Raw genomic sequence first — 17728 nt, 5'->3', positions numbered from 1 at the left:
CATCACAGCAACAATCATCACGTCACATCACGGCATCGCAAAGCGCAGCGTCTTGCCGCCGCTGCTCATGTCGACCGCGGCAAAGCCGGCCGCCGCAAATCCTCGCGCGCCGCAATCGGTCTGCTCGTTGGTCTCGAACTTGGTCTCGCGTGTGCATAGCTGCTTGTCGCCGCCCCAGCTCAGCGGCTTGTCCGTCAGCTTGATGGTGCGGTTGTCGGCATCGACGGCTTCGGCAAAGCTGAAAATCTGTTTCGGCTGGCCGGCGACGTCAGGGTGCAGGCATTTGCCGGGATCGATGCGGTACCAGCCGCGGCTCGTCACCGACTTGCCGTCGTCGGTCGCGACCGCTGCCATCACCCTGTGCGGCGTGTCATTGCACCAGGTCAGGCCGCTCATTGACGGCGCCTGCACCGCGTCGACCATGGTCTTGAAGAAGTTTGGCGACTGCATGACGTCGGACGGCAGCCCGCGGCTCTTCAGGAAGGCGGCGAGCGCTGCTTGCGTCTTCGGTCCGTCGACGCCGTCGATCGCGCCAGCGTCATAGCCGGCGATCGCCAGCAGCCGCTGAATGCCGGCGAGCCGCGCCTGCTCGTCGTCATACTCCGAGTCCTCGGCGAGGTAGGCGACGAGGTTGCCGTCGTCGCCTTGCGTCGGCGTCACCTGGGTGAAGGCGGCTTGCGTCTGTCCGCTGCGGCATTGGCGCGCGGCGGCGATGACGAAATTCTCCTGCGCGATGCACAGCATGTCGCTGCCGTTCTGCGGGATCGGCGAGGCGCCATAGACGCCGAGCGCGCGCGCGTGGAGCAGGATACGGTCGGCGGTCAGCGTGCCCTGCACCACCACGCGGCAGGTGGCAGGATCGATCCTGAACCAGCCGCGCGTCGCGGTCGCCGCCTTGTCGTCGATGCCGATCGCGGCTTCCACGACATAGGACATGCGATTGCAGATCTTGAGGTCGGCGAGAGCCGGGGCCGAGGACGCGAAGAACGAGACGACCGCCGCCGGCAACGTCATCAGCAAGCGGGTCAGGGCGGTGCGGCGCCTTTGCCCGGCCATGACGGCCGCTCTCGTCGTCCCGTCCGTCACTTGTGGATCAGCGTCCCCGTGCCCTGGTTGGTGAAGAGCTCGAGCAGCACCGCGTGCTGCATCTTGCCGTCGATGATGACGACGCCCTGCACGCCCTGTTCGAGCGCGTAGATGCAGGTCTCGACCTTCGGGATCATGCCGCCGGAAATGGTGCCGTCGGCGATCAGCTTCCGCGCGTCCTTGACCGACATCTCGGGGATAAGCTTCTTCGACTTGTCGAGCACGCCCGGCACGTCGGTGAGCAGCAGCAGGCGTTTTGCTTTCAGCGCGCCCGCGATCGCGCCGGCAAAGGTGTCGCCGTTGACGTTCAGCGTTTGGCCGTCATGCGATGTGGCAAGCGGCGCCAGCACCGGAATCAGCTCATAGCCGATCAATTGGTTGAGGAGCGTGAGGTCGACCTTTTCGGGGTCGCCGACGAAGCCGAGATCGACCACCTTCTCGATGTGCGAATCCGGGTCCACCATGGTGCGCGTCGTCTTGGACGCCTTCACCATGTTGCCGTCCTTGCCGCAGAGCCCCACCGCCTTGCCGCCGGCATCATTGATGTAGCCGACGATCTGCTTGTTGACCGAGCCGGCCAGCACCATCTCGACGACCTCGATGGTCGCGGCATCGGTGATGCGCAGGCCCGCGGCAAACTCCGAGGCGATGCCGAGGCGCTTGAGCATGGTCGCGATCTGCGGCCCGCCGCCATGCACGACCACCGGGTTGATGGCGGTCTGCTCGAGCAGGACGATGTCGCGGGCAAAATTCTTCGCGGTCTCCTCGTCGCCCATGGCATGGCCGCCATATTTGATGACGATGGTTTCCTCGTCGTACTGCTGCATATGCGGCAGCGCTTCGGACAGGATGCGGGCCTGGTCGAGCGGAGAGATGTCGGTCATGAAACTGATCTCGCTGGCGGGACTGTCGGGCCGCGTTCTATCTGATTGGCGGGCGAGGCGCAAAGTAAGTGTTCTTGCCCTCTCCCCCTAGTGGGAGAGGGTGGCTTCGCGAAGCGAAGCCGGGTGAGGGGTCTCTATCCGCGGAGACAGACCCCTCATCCGGCGCGCCGCGCGCGCCACCTTCTCCCGCAAGGGGAGAAGGAAGAAAGAGAATGCTATTTGCTGCTCGGCACCACCGCCGCCACGCTCACCGCCAGCCAGCCCAAGATCATCAGCGTTCCGCCGGTCGGCGCGGCGTAGGGAAACAGCGAATGCCCCGCATATTGCCGCAGCGTCAGGTCGCCGGCGAACAGCGTCGCCGCAATCGCGAAACCGAACGCGGCGATGAGGCCAATTCCGCCGTGCAGAAGGCCGCGCGCGAGCAGCGCCGTCGTCGCCAATATGGCAGTTGCGTGAAACAGCAGCATCGCGCTTGCGGTGGCAAGCCGGCTTGCCTCCGCGCCGTGGGCGCCAGCCGCCGCCAGCGCCACGCCGGCGGCGCCCATCAAACCGGCAAGCCCGATCAACAGGCGGAACGCTTGCGGCATCACGCCCGCTCTTCCAGCAGCCGTGCCATCGCGGCGCGCAGGCTCTCCATGCCGGTTGAGCTGCGCGAGGAGGTCGCGAGCACGTTCGGAAACGCGGCCGGGTGCTTTGCCAGCGCCGCTTCCGTCTCGGCGATGCGGCTGGCAAGCTCCGAAGCCTTCACCTGGTCGGCCTTGGTCAGCACGATCTGGTAGCTGACGGCCGAGCGATCGAGCGTCTTCAGGATTTCGAGATCGACCTCCTTGAGGCCATGCCGCGCGTCGATCAGCACGTAGACGCGCGCCAGTGACGCGCGGCCGAGCAGGAACTTGTGGATCAGGTCGGTCCAGGATGCGACCTGCGTCTTCGGCGCCTTGGCATAGCCATAGCCGGGCATGTCGACCAGCCGCAGGTCGGACTTTCCCGGGACTTCGAAGAAGATCAGCTCCTGCGTCCGCCCCGGCGTGTGCGAGGTGCGGGCGAGACTGTTGCGGCCGGTCAGCGCGTTGATCAGGCTCGACTTGCCGACGTTCGAGCGCCCGGCAAAGGCGATCTCGAGCCCTTCCATCGGTGGCAGCGTTTGAATCGTGGGCGAAGCCCAGATGAACTGCCAGTCGCGGGCGAACAGCTTTCGCCCCGCTTCGATCAGCCTGTCGTCGATGTCGTCACTCATGCCACGGCCCAGTGCTAGTCCCTCATGGTGAGGAGGCGCGCAAGCGCCGTCTCGAACCATGAAGGCCCCGGTGCCCGTGGCCATCCTTCGAGACGCGGCCTTGCGGCCGCTCCTCAGGATGAGGTTTGAATTTGCGGCTACGTCGCCTCAGTCACTTTTTTTTTGAACGAGCTGCGGATGTTGTCGAACAGCTCCACCTTCACGCCGTTGCGGCGCATGATGAAGCTCTGCTGGAGCACCGACAGCGTGTTGTTCCAGGCCCAGTAGATCACGAGGCCCGCGGGGAAGCCTGCCAGCATGAAGGTGAAGATCAGCGGCATCCAGTCGAAGATGATCTTCTGCGTCGGATCCGGCGGCGTCGGGTTCAGCTTCATCTGGAACCACATCGTGATGCCCATGACGATCGGCCAGATGCCGAGCGCGAGGTAGTGGCCGAACAGCGGAAGCGTGGTCGGATCGAACGGGATCAGTCCGAACAGCGTGAACAGATTGGTCGGATCCGGCGCCGAGAGGTCCTTGATCCAGCCGATGAAATGCGCGTGCCGCATCTCGATGGTGACGAACAGCACCTTGTAGAGCGAGAAGAACACCGGGATCTGGATCACCACGGGGAGACAGCCGGCGACCGGATTGATCTTCTCCTTGCGGTAGATCTCCATCATCTCCTGCTGCTGCTTCACCTTGTCGTCGGGGTAGCGCTCGCGGAGCGCCTGAAGCTGCGGCTGGATCGACTTCATCTTCGCCATCGAGGCATAGGACTTGTTCGCCAGCGGGAAGAACAGCAGCTTCACGATCACGGTCACGAGCAGGATCGAGATGCCGAAATTGCCGAAGAAGCGGTAGAAGAAGTCCAGCCCCAGGAACATCGGCTTGGTGATGAAGTAGAACCAGCCCCAATCGATCAACAGATCGAAATGGTTGAGGCCGAGGTCCTTGTTGTAGCCGCCGAGCCCGGCGAACGGGAACACGCCGACGACACCGGCTTCCTTGGCGCCTGCAAACAGCCGCGCATTGGCGGTCGCGGTGCCGCCGATCGCGACGGTGACGGGATCGAGCAGATAGTCGGTCTGGTAGCTCCGGATGTTGTTGGCGAGATCCGACGAAAAGCGCGCCTGGAGCTGCGCGTTGGTGTCGGGCAAGAGCGCCGAAGCCCAGTACTTGTCGGTGATGCCCAGCCAGCCGTCGGTGGCCTTGAAGTTCACCTGCTTGGCTTCGTCGATCTTCTTGTAGGCGTATTCCTGCAAGCCATGCTCGCCGAGATAGCCGATCAGGCCTTCATGCAGGATGTAGTAGCCGGAGACCTGCGGCGTGCCGTGGCGCGAGATCAGCGCGTAAGGATAGAGCGTGACCGGCGCATTGCCGACGTTGCTCACCTCGTCCTTGATGGTGAAAAGATAATGGTCGTCGACCGCGATGGTGCGGCGGAAGGTCAGGCCCTCGCCATTATCATATTTCAGCACCACCGGCGTCGACGGCGTCAGGTTGCCCGCGCCGTCCTGCTGCCAGACTGTCGAGGCGTCCGGCAGCTTGGCCGAGACGCCCGGCCCCCGCACCCAGCCGAACTCGGCGTAATAGGGCTGCGCGGTGCCGGACGGCGAATAGAGGATGATCGGCGGCGAGCTCGGGTCGACCGTCTCGCGGTACTGCACCAGCGCGAGGTCGTCGATGCGGCCGCCCTTCAGCGCGATGCTGCCGGCAAGGCGCGGGGTGTCGATCTTCACGCGCGGGCTGGCTGCGATCGCGGTGTCGCGGGCAACGGCCGGCTGGTTGGTGGCAGCAGGCGCGGCCGGTGCAGGCGTGGCGCCGGCTTGCGGTGCGGTCGTCGCGGTTCCGGACTGCGGCGAGGCCGTCGGGCTCGGCTGCGGCGCGCTCTTTTGGAGCTCGGCCTGCGCCTGCTGCTGCGCGCGCTGCTTCTCCATCTGCGGCACGTTGTAGAAATACTGCCAGGCGATCAGCACAAAGCCGGACAGAATGACGGCGAGGATGGTGTTGCGATTGTCGGTCATCTCTTCAATCTCGTCATCAATCCGGTTTGCGGCCCGCGGCTGCGGGCTTCTGCCCACGTCCCTGCGTCGCCGGCCGCTGCGATTTGGCGAACGCCGCGCGAAGGTCGTCGAGCATGACCGCGAAGTCGCGCGTGAGCGCGTCCCTGCGGCCGACTAGCACATAATCATGGTGGGGGTGCATCGACACCGGGTCGCAGCGCTTCACCAGTTCGCGAAGCCTGCGCCGGATACGATTGCGCTCGGTGGCGGTGCCGTTTTTCTTGGTAACGGTAAAGCCGACCCGGATCGGGCCGTCGTCATCGCGGCGACGGCTTTGCAGGACGAACGCGGGCCGGTTCACCCGCGCGCCATTGGCAACGGCGAGGAAATCCGCCCGCTGCCTCAGCCGATCCATGATGAAATCCCAAAAAGGGCCAGTCCGGCTCAGGCGCTCAGACGCTTGCGGCCGCGGGCGCGGCGGGCGGCGAGGACCTTGCGGCCGCCGGCGGTGGCGAGGCGGGCACGGAAGCCGTGACGGCGCTTGCGCACCAGTTTGCTGGGTTGATAAGTCCGCTTCACGGGTTGTTCTCCGCTGACCGGGCAATTTGCCTTTGGAATTGATGGATACGTCCGAAAGATGCGGCCCAAACGGGCCCTTTCCGGCCCCAAAAGAGCCGCTCCCGGTGTCACACCGGGTCATCGCGGACAATTCGGCGCGGCTTATAAGCGAGCATCCCCTTTTCGTCAACGCCGCGGGGCGGGTCCAATTGGCGAATATCGCTGTTTCCGCGGGGTTTTTGCCGGTGGAGGTGGCGACTCGCCGTTTCCGCGCTTACATCCTACCTCGGCAGATTAGCGATCCGTAATTTGACCGGCCGGTGCTACCGGCCGCATCCTCCGCAAGTCGAGGCCAACGAAGGCGAAATTCGTGTCAGCGACAGACCTTCAGCCCGCCAAAAGGGGCTTGGAGAGCCAAGATCTGGAGCGCCAGGACCTGGAGCCCATGGGGCTCCCGGAGGCGTCGGCGCGTACGCGCGCCCCGCGCCGGCTCGGCCTGTCCGGCAAGCTCCTGCTGCTGACCGTCCCCCTGGTGATGATCGCGGCGAGCATGCTCTACGTGCCGGCGATCGCCAATTTCTGGGTCAACCGGCTGAACGACCGCGTCGCCGCGGCGAACACCGCGGCGCTGGTGCTCGATGCTGCGCCGCTCGGCATGGTCCCGGACTCGCTGTCGCGACAGATCCTCAAGAGCATCAATGCGCGCGCGGTGGCGATCAAGATGGGCCAGCAGCGCCGCCTGCTCGCCAGCGCCGACCTGCCGGCCGCGATCGAGCATGACATCGATCTGCGCGAGATGACGGCGTGGCATGCGATCACCGGCTCCTTCCAGATGATGCTGGAGACCGGCAACCAGGCCATCCGCATCGTCGGCCCGGCGAGCGGCAATGCGCAGTTCATCGAGGTCGTCACCGACGAATTGCCGCTGCGGCAGGCGATGTACCGCTTCTCCCGCAACGTCGCGGTGGTCGTGCTGTTCATCGCGGGCCTGACCGCGGGCCTTGTCTATCTCGCGCTTCATTACCTGTTCGTGCGGCCGATGCGGCGGCTGACCGCGAGCCTGGTCGGCTTCCATGAAAACCCCGAGAGTTCGGCGGGGATCATCGTGCCGAGCCAGCGCGGCGACGAGATCGGGGTTGCCGAGCGCGAGCTGTCGGACATGCAGCGCGACCTGATGTCGATGCTGCATCAGAAGAGCCGGCTCGCAGCCCTTGGCCTCGCCGTCTCCAAGATCAACCACGATTTGCGCAACCTGCTGGCGTCGGCGCAGCTGTTGTCCGACCAGCTCGCCAGCGTGCCCGATCCGCGGGTGCAGCGCTTTGCGCCAAAGCTCGTGCGCTCGCTCGAGCGCGCCATCGCATTCTGTCAGTCGACCCTGTCCTACGGCCGCGCCCAGGAGGCCGCGCCGGATCGCCGCCTGATCCTGATCGAGCCGGTGGTGGTAGAGGTGCGCGAGACCGCGGGCCTCGCCTCCGATGCCTCGATCACCTGGGTCGCCGCGATCGAGCGCGGTCTGTCGATCGATGCCGACCCCGACCAGCTGTTCCGCGTGCTGCTCAACCTGGTCCGCAACGCGGCGCAGGCGCTGGAAACCCACGCCGCAAGCGCGACCGGCCCGCAGCAGATCCGGATCACCGGCAAGCGCGAGGGCGCGGTCGCGATTCTCGAGGTTTCCGACACCGGCCCCGGTGTGCCGGCAAAGACCCGGGAGCACCTGTTCGAGGCGTTCCAGACCTCGGGCCGCCCGGGCGGCAGTGGTCTCGGGCTCGCGATCGCCGCCGAGCTCATCCGTGCCCATGGCGGCGACATTCACCTCGTCGAAGGCACCATCGGCGCCACCTTCCGGATCGTGATCCCCGACCGCCCCGTGGAACTCCTCTCGATCCGCAACGAGCGGGCGAGGGCGTAAGGTCGGCGGTCGGCCAGAGGCCGACTGGGCCGGCATTCCGGGGCTCGCTTGCCGATTCGTCATTCCGGGGCGGCGCAACGCGCCGAACCCGGAATCCGGAGGTTTTGGCGCGAGATTCCGGGTTCTCGCTTCGCGAGTCCCGGAATGACAGAGTAGGGGCGGTGCGGAAATGCCCCAAATACCGCCCATCCAGACCTTGCCAATCGGGACAAGAGCGGTTAGTCAGAGCGCTCTTTCGCACCCCCGCCGGCTCCGTCCGGAGGCTGCATGCGGGCCTCGCCCGCACTCGCTGTTTGCGAAACACGCGCCCGTAGCTCAGCTGGATAGAGCATCAGACTACGAATCTGAGGGTCGGACGTTCGAATCGTTCCGGGCGCGCCATTTCACGATTTTTCACGACAAAGCAGCCGCGGGTACGCGCGGGGTGCAGCCGCTTGGCTGCGGAAGGGCGGATTGCGCTTCGCTAATTCGCCCTGCGGCCCTGCACGAGCGCGACCAGAATCATGACCGTGCCGACGGCGCTGCCGGCGAAGCCGATGATCGCCTCACCAAATGGAATGTCGTAGCGGGTCGTCAAGCTATAGGGTATCCAGGCTGCGGCGATGATCCCGAAGCCGACCGCGAGCTTGACCACTGGTCTCATGGACGCATCTCCGAAACATCAACATTGACGGTCGCCCTGTCGCGATCCGCGCGTCTCACAACGGTTGAGGATCGATCTATAATACCACGTCGTCGCTTGGGCCGAAGCCGAATAACTCGATGGGATTGTCGACCAGAAGCCGCTGGCGGAGCGCCGTCGACGGCGCGATCTCGGCGATGAGGTCAACCAGCGCGGCGTCGTCGGGCATCGGACCGCTGATGTTCACATGCGGCCAGTCGCTGCCCCACAGCACACGTTCCGGCGCGTGCTCAGCGAGGCTGCGCGCATAAGGCACCACGTCCCGGTAAGGCGCGCCGGCTTCCGACAGGCGATCGCTGCCGCTGAGCTTGACCCAGACGCGGCCGCTATCGAGCAGGCGGAACAGGATGGCCCGACAAACGTCAAGCTCAGCCTCCAGATCGGGGCGCGCCATGTGGTCGATAACGACGCGCGCATCGATCGCGGCAATGGCATCGGCATAGCGGATCAGATCGGCGCCGGTCACATGCACGGCGATATGCCAGCCGAATGGCCGCACCAGCGCTGTCACGGCGCGCATCGCTTCGGCCGACGGCCCACCGCCGAGATGAGCAAGGAAGTTGAAACGTACGCCGCAGACGCGCGCCGCATCGAAGCGCGCGATCTCGGATGGCGCGGTGTCCGGCGTCAACACGGCGACGCCGCGATAGCGTCCGCGGCCCTCGGCCAGTGCGTCCAGCAATGGCCGATGATCACGGCCATGCCCCTGGCTGTGAACGATGACGGCGCGTGCGAGGCCGAGGCTGTCGTGCAGTGTTCGCAGCGCCGCCTCCGGCGCTTCCGGCGGCGTGAAGCTGCGATCCGAGGGCAGCGGAAAGCGATCGAACGGGCCGAAGACATGGCAATGCGCGTCGCATGCGAGCGGCGGCAAACGCAGCTTCGGCGTCATGGTGACGGACCGGGGCAAAGGCGCAGCGGGCTCGATGTCCGTCGTGACACCAGCCTTGAAGTCAGTCTTGATCTCAGTCATGGCACCTCAATCGCATCGCGCACTCATGCCGCCGTCGACGACGATCTCGGTGCCGGTGACGAAACGCGCCTCATCCGAGGCCAGGAACAACGCAGCGTTCGCCGTATCGCGGCCGTCCCCCATGAAGCCGAGCGGAATGCGCGCAAGCCGCGTCTTCAGCAGGACCTCGACATCGCCGCCGGCGCGCTGGCCGGCGAGCCGCGCCTCCACCATGGGGGTGTGCATCTGGCCCGGCACCACCGTGTTGACGCGAATGTTCTTCGCCGCATATTGCACGGCGACGACGCGCGAGAACTGGATGACGCCGGCCTTGGCGGCGGCATATCCGACTTGCGCCGAACCGGTCCAGCGAATGCCGGATGTCGAGGCAATGTTGACGATCGCGCCGCCGCCCTGCCGCTCCATCGCCGGCAACACCGCCTTGCAGCCGAGAAACACGCTGGTCAGGTTATGGTCGATCTGCCGGTTCCAGGTCTGCTCGGACAGCTCGACCGGACCGCCCGGCGCCGATCCCCCGACATTGTTGACGAGGATGTCGACGCGCCCGAACGCCTCGATGCACGCGGCCACCATTGCCGTTACTGCGTCTTGATCGGTGACGTTGCAAGCATGGGGCAGGATGACGCCCCCCTCCGCACGCGCCCGTTCCAGCGTCTCGTCCATGCTGGCGGGATTGTTGTCGACAGCGAACACCTTGGCGCCTTCGCGCGCAAACAGCACGGCCGCGGCGCGGCCGTTACCCCAGCCGGGGCCAACGCAGCCCGCGCCCGTCACAATCGCCACCTTGCCGTCGAGACGTCTGCTCATGCCCGCCTCCTCAATCACCGAGTTCCGGACTCTCGCCCTCGGGAAGATCGATCTCGAAGGCGTTGAGGGTCAGCGCCACCAGCGTGTAGTAGCCGACGATGCCGACCAGCTCGACCACGCCCTGCTCGCCGAGCATGCAGGCCGCTGCCGCATGCAGCAGATCGGGCACGCGGCCCTTCGCCAGCAACGTCTTCACATAGTCATGGACGAGCTTTGCCTTGGGATCGGGGAATGCCGGCTCGCGCCGCGCGGCGATCGTCGCGATGATCGCCGGATCAATGCCGGCTTTCAACCCCTCGCGCTTGTGAGCGTACCACTCGTAGTGCGAGGTCCAGTACCGCGCCGTCACCAGGATGGCGAGCTCGGAGAGATGTGGCGGCAGCGTGGTGTCGTAGCGGATGAATTCACCGAGCTTCTGCGCCCTGCGCCCCAGCTCGGGGCTGTGCAGCCAGGCGCGCAGCGGCGCCGGCACGCGCCCCCGCTTGCCGGCGGCGGCTTCGGCCGCGACGGAACGCTGGTCGGCGTTCATCTCATCGGGTGACAGATCCCTAACGCGCATGACGTTGTCCCATTCACGATGCGTGCGAAAGCGCAACGCCGCCCTCGACAGGCGCGACAAAATCGAGGAGATGCCGGGCCATCTCGCCCGGCGCCTGCACCGGCATCAGATGGCCGCTGTCGGCGATCGCGTAGTCCGCGCGCGGAATCATTTGCGCGATCACGCCGACCTTGTCCGGCGGACGCAGCAGATCATGTGCGCCCGCCAATACCAGGCATGGGGACGCAAGCTCCTTGAGCCGGTCGAGCAGATGCACTTGCGCGAAAGCGAGATTGTTGCGGGCGTAGCCGACCGGATCGTTGCCGAGGAAGCGCCCCCGATAGCTCAGATAGGCCGCAGCATCGCGTCGCACGATCGGTGGATAGGAACGATCGAGCGTATCATCGGCCACCGCGCGCATGCCGTCGCGCATCACAAGCTCGGAGCGCTGGGCAAGATAGCGCACGCGCTCCTCGTCGACGTTGAGCGCGGGCGCACAGAGGGCTAGAGAGCGGACAAGCTGCGGGCATCGCAGCGCGAAGCTGACGGCGAGCGCCGCCCCCGCCGCGACGCCGGCGACGTGAACGGGCGCGTTGATGTCAAGCGCTGCGAGCAGCCCGGCGAGATCGTCGACGTGATCGTCGAAGGCAAAGGCAGCCCTCGGCTTCTCGGACAGGCCGGCGCCGCGCAGATCGTAGCGCAGTACATCCAGGCTTCCGCCAAGCAGCGGCGTCAGGCTGTCGAAGCTTTCGAGGCTGCCGCCGAGTTCGTGCAGCAGAACCATGGTCTCGCGGCCCTGCCCCGCCAGCTCGTAACGCAGCGTGATATCGTCGAGATGGATCCAGTTCATGATGCACGCGTTTCAGTTGGCATCTTGCACAATCGGGCTGGTGCGTTTGACTCGCCTCGAGTTGCTTGCGAGAACTTGAGTTTGGTCAGCTGCGCGGCGCGGAGGAAACGACCATCGACATCCGGGGACTTCGTTATTTCGTGCAGGTCGCCCGCGCCGGAAGCCTGAATCGGGCGTCGGCCGTGCTGAACGTCGCGCAGTCCGCGCTGAGCCGTCAATTGATGAAGCTCGAGGATGAACTCGGCGTTGCGCTGCTGGTCCGGCATGGGCGCGGGGTGCGCCTGACGCGGGCCGGTACGACCCTGCTCGAGCACGCCCATGCGGTGCTGCTGCAGATCGACCAGATCCCCGGTGTCGTGCGGACACCCGATCCGCGCTTTGCCGGCCATGTCGTGCTTGGCGTGCCGCCGGCAGCCGGCCTTCTGATCGCTCCCTCGGTCGTCGCCGAATTGCGCAACCGCTGGCCGCAAGCCTCGCTGCAGGTGCGCGAGGGCATCAGCTCCTCGCTCGAGGAATGGCTGCTCGACCGGCGTCTCGACGTCGCCGTGCTCTACAATCCGCCCCCGCTCGACGGCGTCGCGATGACGCCCATCCTGCACGAGCGGATGGTAGTCGCGGGGCCGCCGGTCAAACGCGGCAAGCCGCAGCCGGAAACCATCCGGTGGCGCGACTTGTCGGAGCTGCAGCTGATTCTGCCCAGCCTGCCACACAGCAACCGGCGCCTGATCGAACAAGCCGCCATCCAGCACGGCGTGCGCCTGAACGTCGCCTTCGAGGTCGACAGCGTCGCGATGACCAAGGCGATGGTGAAACGCGGCCTCGGCGCGACCATCCTCGCCTTTGCCGCAGTCGCAGCCGATGCCGAGCGCAGCGAGCTCAGCGTCCGGTTCATCGAACGGCCGTCGCTGATCTCGACCGTCTCGATCGGCATGCCGCGCGAGCGGCAACCGAGCTGGCTCGCGGGCGAGCTGCTGGTATTGGTGCGCGACGTCATCGCCCGCAGCGTCGCGGACGGAAGCTGGATCGGCGCTAAGGTGATCGGCGATCACGGGCGCTGAGGCGGCGCTGAACATCACTCGCCGGCCTTCAGCATCACCGGCTGGGCGTCGCCGGACACAAGCGCAGCCGGAGTCGCAGCCGGCATCTCCGCGGCGAGACAGGCATCGAGCTTGGCGTGATCGAAGGCATTCTCCCATTTCGCGATGACAAAGACGGCAACGGTGTTGCCGACGACGTTGGTCAGCGCCGTGCAGGTCGCCATCAGGCGGTCGATGCCGAACAGCAGCCCGAGGCCGTTGAGCGGCAGCGCTCTCACCGTCTGCAAGGTGGCCGCAAGCTTGATGAAGGCGCCGCCGGCGACCGTGGTGCCTCCCTTCGAGGTCAGCAGCATGATGGCGAGCACGCCGATCTGCTGGCCGAACGAGAACGGCGTGTCGGTCGCCTGGGCGATGAAGCCGACCGCGATGGCGAGGTAGATGCCGGTGCCGTCGAGGTTGAAGCTGTAGCCGGCGGGCAGCACGAAGCCAACGATGGAACCGTCGCAGCCGGCTTTCTCCAGCTTCAACATCAGCCGCGGCAACGCCACCTCGCCGGACGCGGTCCCCAGCACCAGCAGCAACTCCTCGCGGATCAGGCGCAGCAGCTTGAAGATGGGCAGCCCGGCCATGACGCAGACCGCGCCGAGCACTCCGAAGACGAAGACCAGCGACGTCGCCCAATAGAGGATCACGACCTTGGCGAGGTAGAGCAGTGTAGCCCCGCCATGGGCGCCGACCGCCGCCGCCATGGCACCGAAAGCGCCGAGCGGCGCGGCTCTCATGACGAAGCTGAGGATGCGAAAGAGAACCGTCTGCGCTTCCTCGATGCCGCGCAGGATCGGGGAGTCCTTGCCGGCACCGATACTCAATGCCGCGCCAGTCAGAATCGACACGAACAGCACCTGCAGGATTTCACCCTTGGCGAAGGCGTCGACAATGGTGATGGGAATGATGCTGAGGAAGAAACCCACCGCCGTGAAATGACTCGCTGCGCCCGATATCTTCGAGACACTGTCGCTCAGCACGAGGTTGGTCGCGTGTAAGCCGTCCCCCGGGTGGAACAGGTTGACGGCGACAAAGCCGGCCGCCATACCGAGCGTGGTCAGGATCTCGAAGTAGAGCAGCGATTTGAAGGCGAGCCGGCCGAGTTGGCCCATGTCGCGCACGTGCGTCAGCCCGAGAACGACCGAGCAGAAAATGATGGGCCCGAGGAGCATGCGCAGCAGCGCGATGAAGGCGTCCCCCAGCGGCTTCATCTCAACCGCGGCCTCGGGGGCGAGGAGACCGAACACGACCGCCACGACGATGGCGATCAGAACCTGGACATAGAGCTGGCGGAAGATCGCCATGACTGTTTCGCTCCCGATTTGGACGAGACCTGATCTGCCCGCCTTACGGTTGGAGCATAAATCAGAGCGCGGCGTGCCATGTCCAAAACAATCGGGCGATAGGAAGATATGTCGGAGCGGCATAGGTTAGAGAAGCCGGCGCCCCGGAGAATTCGGTCTCTCGCTCGGCGCGGAATCGAATGCGGCCACCGGTCGTTGGCAGTTAAGCTGCTGTCGTCGGTCGCCCATGAGGCATAGCGCGAAATCGCAGGTCGCCGCAGCTTTGCCGCCCGGAGCGTGTAGCCGGCCACCGCATCACAGCGCCACGGCGTAGCAAGAGTGCCCATCTTCATCGGCCGTGCCGCGCCATTTCGGTATTGGGCACTCCAGACTTTGCGTTTTGTTGCTTGGGCTGCGACCAGGGAGCGCGTTGCTCTCGGCGTTCGGAATTCGCCACGCCCCCCGCGAGCCGGCAGTTCGATGTCGGGCCGGGACGAAATCCTTTCTCGGCCAGGCGAAGCCAGCCGGAAATAAATCAGGCCTAACCTCCCTAAGCTACCGCGTCCAATCCAATTCAAAAGGAGGGGATCTGATGAAAGCAGTGCTGTTGGCATTATCGCTTCTTGGTCAGCCCACGGTGACGATTTCAGACCGTGTGCCCGTCCTGAACGTGGAAGCTCTATGCAGGGACGTTTCTGCTGACGACAAAGCGTCGGGGCTCGCCCTGGCGCAGGACGCCGGCGAATGCATGCGTGACGAGACACTTGCGCAGCAACAGCTAGGTTCGATTTGGCTGACCGTTCCTGCTCCGATGCGTGAAACCTGCGAAGGCGAGGCTACGGCAGGAGGAATACAAAGCTATGTCGATCTGCTCACCTGTCTGCAGATGGCAGGCTGGGACAATCCGGCTCCATCACCTGCGGCCCCGCTGAGGGGGGCGAGCAAGAAGCGGAACGCCAAGAACTAGTTGCGCCAAGAATGAGTTGCGCCAAGAACTGGTTGCGTAAAGACGTCGCTACGCTGCTGATTGCAGTTCTTGGCGATCTGCCCGCTGTTCGTCGGTTGCCGTAAGCCGTCCAGATTTCCGAATCCGTGCCACGCGTTGCCAACGACTGTCGAAATCAGCGTTTGACGAAGTCCTGGATGTGCTCCGGCACCGGCACCGCGTCGATGTCGCAACGCGTCTGGATTTCCTCCGCGAGCTCTCTCGAGACGTCCTTCGACCAGTGGGCCTTCGGGTCGAAGGCAATGATGCGGACCGGATCATTGAAGTGGCCGTCGACAAGGTTGGCGATGATGGTTTCGCGATCGGTTCGTTCGACCTCGAGCTTCAGGCGTGCGCGGCCAGGCCATCCCACGACGTTGTCGACGATCAGATAGACGATTCTGTGAGCCGCACTCCGATGAGCCGCACGGAAGTCGGCCATCGGTACCAAGCCATTTCCAGCCATACGCGTCTCCAATTCCAGATAGAGCCGGTACTCTGTCCAGGCATGAGCAGCCTGAATTGATCGAGCACAACGACGTGTAGTCCGGGCGACGACGGAACTGCATCAGGACCAAAGTACGATCAGGACCAAAGTATGATGACGCATCGATAGCCCTCGGTAAGATCGGCCCCGCCGTTGAAGGGCGAGGATGCTGCAATCGTGCACGCTGCCCGCCCGGCCAACCGGAAAGGATGCAATGCATGTTCGTGACCGTCGTTGCAATTCTCTGCCACCTCAGCGCCGCCGCCGCGGGCAGTTGCGTCGAGGAGATCGTGACCGACAGCAGCATGACGCCCGACATCACGTTTCAGGACTGCATGAAGGGGGCGCAGGCGCCGCTTGCGAAGTGGATGGGTGAACATCCGCTGTATCATTCAAACTGGCGGATCGAGCGCTACAAATGCGTGCCGGGCCACTATGAGATCAAGGGCCGGGCATAGGGTGTGATCTGGCGATCTCGTGCCCCTGTCGCGAATGGGCATTCTGGCAATTTGTCCCAGGACGATTGCGCAGATCGAGCGCGCTATCAGGCCGACCTTGATCTCACTTGCTGCGTGCGGCCGTTGTTTCGGACTGGCGGTGGCCGCAACGCAGTTGGTCGCGGCAAAAAAGAGCGGACGGGGCCAAGGCGCAATCGTTGTCTGGGAGGCAGACGATAAGGCGCAGCGCAAGATCGTAGGCTGTCGCAAATGCTTCGACTGGAGCGCGTGGCGGGCTGCGGCTTCATAGCGGAAGGGCGAGCGAGTAGTGCCCATCTTCATCGGCCGTGGCGCGCCACTTTCCGAGCGGCGGATTGCCGCGCGATCTCTCAGGTCAATCGCAGCTTGGATCCCGTCAACGCTGGCATCCCTTGCGCGCGAGCTCGACGCGCCGGTTCTTCGCACGGCCCTCGTCGCTGTCGTTGGAAGCGACCGGCCGGCTCTTGCCATAGCCCTGCGTGCTCACCCGGGACGTTTCAGTGCCGTGCGCGACCAGCCATTGCATGACGGCCAGCGCTCGGGCGCCGGACAGCTTCAAATTGTAATCGTCGCTGCCAACATTGTCGGTGTGCCCCTGCAACTCGACCATCAGCTTTGGCTGACCCTTGAGCGTGGTCAGCACGCGGTTGAGCAACGGCTCGGACTCCTCTCGCAGAGTTGCCTTGTTGAAATCGAAATGCACGCCGTAGAGCGGTACATGGCAGTCCCTGTCCAGGCGCGCTGCGAGATCGTCCGCGCCGGCATCCGCCACGGCCACGCCGATTTCACCGGCGCCCATATGCATGGAGACCCAGATGTCCCGGCCGCCTTGTGCGTAACGCGCGAGCAGAATTCCGTCCGACTGATTGAGGCCCTGGCTCTGAAATAGAATCTGCCAGCCGGCTTTGGCGAGCGCGTCACGGTAGGCCGTGATGAATTGCAGCACGGACACGCTCGCAGGATAGCCATATGTCTTGATGGCCTGTCCGGTTCCCGCCAGCACTTTTTCCTGATCCTTCTGCGGCACGGTGACATCGAGCGGCGAAGGATCCTGGCTGGTCGCTTTCAGCGTCGTCCCCGGGAAGCGGGCAAGATAAGGAAAGTCATCCTTGTCGCCGACTTTTTCCGGCGTGCCGCCCGGTGGCCGCAGGGTCAACGCGACCTTCGAGCCGCCCACTTCGACGATATCGAGTTGAATCTCGTCGAAATCATTGGCGACATTGAGCGTCGCCCATATTTCCGCTCCGCCCTGAAGTCGCTTGAGCGTCGCGCCATTTTCCCACTCGCGCACGATCTGCCAGCCGGCCTTGAGCCAGTAGGGTTTGATCTCCTGCCACGTCTTGTTGCTGTCATCGGGCTTCGGTCGGGGACTCATGTGCAAGACGCTCTGATAGTGCTTGCCCTGCTGCACCATCCGCTGATCGAAGCCTTCGGCGTTCTTCTCGATCAGAAACTCGGCCTGGCCGAATTCTTCGACATCCACGTTGCGATCCGTATTCTTGAACGTCACGCTTGGCGGCAACTGAATAGAGTCGGGAAGGCCCTTGAGCGCCCAAGCCGGCGTCGAGGCAACGAGAGCAAGGATGGCGATTGTCAAATGCAGCGGGGATTTCACGCGTAAGGCCCTTAAATTATGGATTTGGAAATTATGAATTTGGCTCTCGTCTCACGAGGCGCGAACGGTTCCATGCGCGCGTCCGCACGTCAAGAGATCCAGAACGGAGTTACGGTGACAGTGCTGGACTGCCCTGGAATGCACCCCTTAAGACGCGATTCTTAGTGCCCATCGTCATCGTCCGTGGCGCGCCATTTCGACGCCAAGCGTCGAAATATCTCGACTCCGGCGTCGCTGAATTGGCTCTATTATGCGCCGACGCTGACCCACTCCTGCGCCTTCCTTCGCCATTCC

The 17728-nt window shown here is 64.6% G+C and carries 19 protein-coding genes and 1 tRNA gene; 5 read left to right on the top strand and 15 right to left on the bottom strand.

The genetic code is table 11. The annotated features are described in order from the left end of the window. Window positions 1-27: 27 nt before the first annotated feature. The 7 genes from NLM33_RS27220 to rpmH form a co-directional block, all read right to left on the bottom strand. Complete coding sequence (locus tag NLM33_RS27220) at window positions 28-1014, bottom strand: DUF1036 domain-containing protein (protein WP_371930138.1); 987 nt, start codon at window positions 1012-1014, stop codon at window positions 28-30. A gap of 68 nt (window positions 1015-1082) precedes the next feature. After that, on the bottom strand, window positions 1083-1970 hold the full coding sequence (gene argB, locus NLM33_RS27215) for an acetylglutamate kinase (RefSeq protein WP_254100525.1): 888 nt from the start codon (window positions 1968-1970) through the stop codon (window positions 1083-1085). 215 nt (window positions 1971-2185) lie between these two features. Then, the gene (locus NLM33_RS27210; RefSeq protein ID WP_254100523.1) at window positions 2186-2557 is read right to left on the bottom strand and encodes a DUF423 domain-containing protein; all 372 of its coding nucleotides are present in this window, start codon (window positions 2555-2557) and stop codon (window positions 2186-2188) included. After that, a complete protein-coding gene (gene yihA, locus NLM33_RS27205; RefSeq protein ID WP_254100521.1) occupies window positions 2557-3207 on the bottom strand; it encodes a ribosome biogenesis GTP-binding protein YihA/YsxC in 651 nt (216 codons plus the stop codon). Before yihA ends, NLM33_RS27210 begins: the two co-directional genes overlap by 1 nt. A gap of 137 nt (window positions 3208-3344) precedes the next feature. Continuing rightward, window positions 3345-5213: a membrane protein insertase YidC gene (gene yidC, locus NLM33_RS27200; RefSeq protein WP_254100519.1), complete on the bottom strand. Its 1869-nt coding sequence runs from the start codon at window positions 5211-5213 to the stop codon at window positions 3345-3347. A 16-nt stretch (window positions 5214-5229) separates the two neighbouring features. Continuing rightward, window positions 5230-5607 (bottom strand): ribonuclease P protein component, encoded by a 378-nt coding sequence (gene rnpA, locus NLM33_RS27195; protein ID WP_254100517.1) that lies wholly within the window; start codon window positions 5605-5607, stop codon window positions 5230-5232. 29 nt (window positions 5608-5636) lie between these two features. Beyond that, window positions 5637-5771, bottom strand: a complete 135-nt coding sequence (gene rpmH / locus NLM33_RS27190; RefSeq protein WP_008542748.1) for a 50S ribosomal protein L34 — start codon at window positions 5769-5771, stop codon at window positions 5637-5639. A 349-nt stretch (window positions 5772-6120) separates the two neighbouring features. On the opposite strand from rpmH, the gene NLM33_RS27185 reads away from it, so the two are divergent. Further along, window positions 6121-7659: an ATP-binding protein gene (locus NLM33_RS27185; protein WP_371929992.1), complete on the top strand. Its 1539-nt coding sequence runs from the start codon at window positions 6121-6123 to the stop codon at window positions 7657-7659. Window positions 7660-7963: 304 nt separating this feature from the next. After that, window positions 7964-8040, top strand: a tRNA-Arg gene (locus tag NLM33_RS27180). 82 nt (window positions 8041-8122) lie between these two features. Here NLM33_RS27180 and NLM33_RS27175 read toward each other — a convergent pair. The 5 genes from NLM33_RS27175 to NLM33_RS27155 all read right to left on the bottom strand — a co-directional run bounded on the left by NLM33_RS27175 (window position 8123) and on the right by NLM33_RS27155 (window position 11506). Further along, on the bottom strand, window positions 8123-8302 hold the full coding sequence (locus NLM33_RS27175; protein ID WP_254100513.1) for a hypothetical protein: 180 nt from the start codon (window positions 8300-8302) through the stop codon (window positions 8123-8125). A gap of 76 nt (window positions 8303-8378) precedes the next feature. Further along, window positions 8379-9311, bottom strand: coding sequence for an amidohydrolase (locus NLM33_RS27170; RefSeq protein WP_254100511.1), 933 nt, complete (start codon window positions 9309-9311; stop codon window positions 8379-8381). A 6-nt stretch (window positions 9312-9317) separates the two neighbouring features. Continuing rightward, window positions 9318-10118 carry an SDR family NAD(P)-dependent oxidoreductase gene (locus NLM33_RS27165; protein ID WP_254100509.1) on the bottom strand — a complete coding sequence of 267 codons (801 nt, stop codon included), beginning with the start codon at window positions 10116-10118 and terminating at the stop codon, window positions 9318-9320. 10 nt (window positions 10119-10128) lie between these two features. Then, complete coding sequence (locus tag NLM33_RS27160; RefSeq protein ID WP_254100507.1) at window positions 10129-10677, bottom strand: carboxymuconolactone decarboxylase family protein; 549 nt, start codon at window positions 10675-10677, stop codon at window positions 10129-10131. Between the two features lie 13 nt (window positions 10678-10690). Then, the gene (locus tag NLM33_RS27155; protein WP_254100505.1) at window positions 10691-11506 is read right to left on the bottom strand and encodes an alpha/beta fold hydrolase; all 816 of its coding nucleotides are present in this window, start codon (window positions 11504-11506) and stop codon (window positions 10691-10693) included. Between the two features lie 65 nt (window positions 11507-11571). Here NLM33_RS27155 and NLM33_RS27150 point away from each other — a divergent pair, with 65 nt between their 5' ends. Beyond that, entirely contained in the window at window positions 11572-12564 is a 993-nt protein-coding gene (locus NLM33_RS27150) for a LysR family transcriptional regulator (RefSeq protein ID WP_254100503.1), read from the top strand. 14 nt (window positions 12565-12578) lie between these two features. On the opposite strand, the gene NLM33_RS27145 is transcribed toward NLM33_RS27150, so the two are convergent. Beyond that, complete coding sequence (locus tag NLM33_RS27145; protein WP_254100501.1) at window positions 12579-13892, bottom strand: cation:dicarboxylate symporter family transporter; 1314 nt, start codon at window positions 13890-13892, stop codon at window positions 12579-12581. Window positions 13893-14463: 571 nt separating this feature from the next. Here NLM33_RS27145 and NLM33_RS27140 point away from each other — a divergent pair. After that, window positions 14464-14838, top strand: coding sequence for a hypothetical protein (locus tag NLM33_RS27140; RefSeq protein WP_254100499.1), 375 nt, complete (start codon window positions 14464-14466; stop codon window positions 14836-14838). 154 nt (window positions 14839-14992) lie between these two features. Here the strand turns inward: NLM33_RS27140 and NLM33_RS27135 are convergent, their stop codons facing one another. Continuing rightward, window positions 14993-15322: a hypothetical protein gene (locus tag NLM33_RS27135; RefSeq protein ID WP_254100497.1), complete on the bottom strand. Its 330-nt coding sequence runs from the start codon at window positions 15320-15322 to the stop codon at window positions 14993-14995. Window positions 15323-15561: 239 nt separating this feature from the next. On the opposite strand from NLM33_RS27135, the gene NLM33_RS27130 reads away from it, so the two are divergent. After that, window positions 15562-15801: a hypothetical protein gene (locus NLM33_RS27130; RefSeq protein WP_254100495.1), complete on the top strand. Its 240-nt coding sequence runs from the start codon at window positions 15562-15564 to the stop codon at window positions 15799-15801. Window positions 15802-16195: 394 nt separating this feature from the next. Here NLM33_RS27130 and NLM33_RS27125 read toward each other — a convergent pair whose 3' ends face one another. Further along, complete coding sequence (locus NLM33_RS27125; RefSeq protein ID WP_254100493.1) at window positions 16196-17434, bottom strand: OmpA family protein; 1239 nt, start codon at window positions 17432-17434, stop codon at window positions 16196-16198. Between the last annotated feature and the right edge of the window lie 294 nt (window positions 17435-17728).

Source organism: Bradyrhizobium sp. CCGUVB1N3 (genome assembly GCF_024199925.1).
GTDB lineage: Bacteria > Pseudomonadota > Alphaproteobacteria > Rhizobiales > Xanthobacteraceae > Bradyrhizobium.
This window is presented reverse-complemented; position numbering and strand designations above follow the sequence as displayed.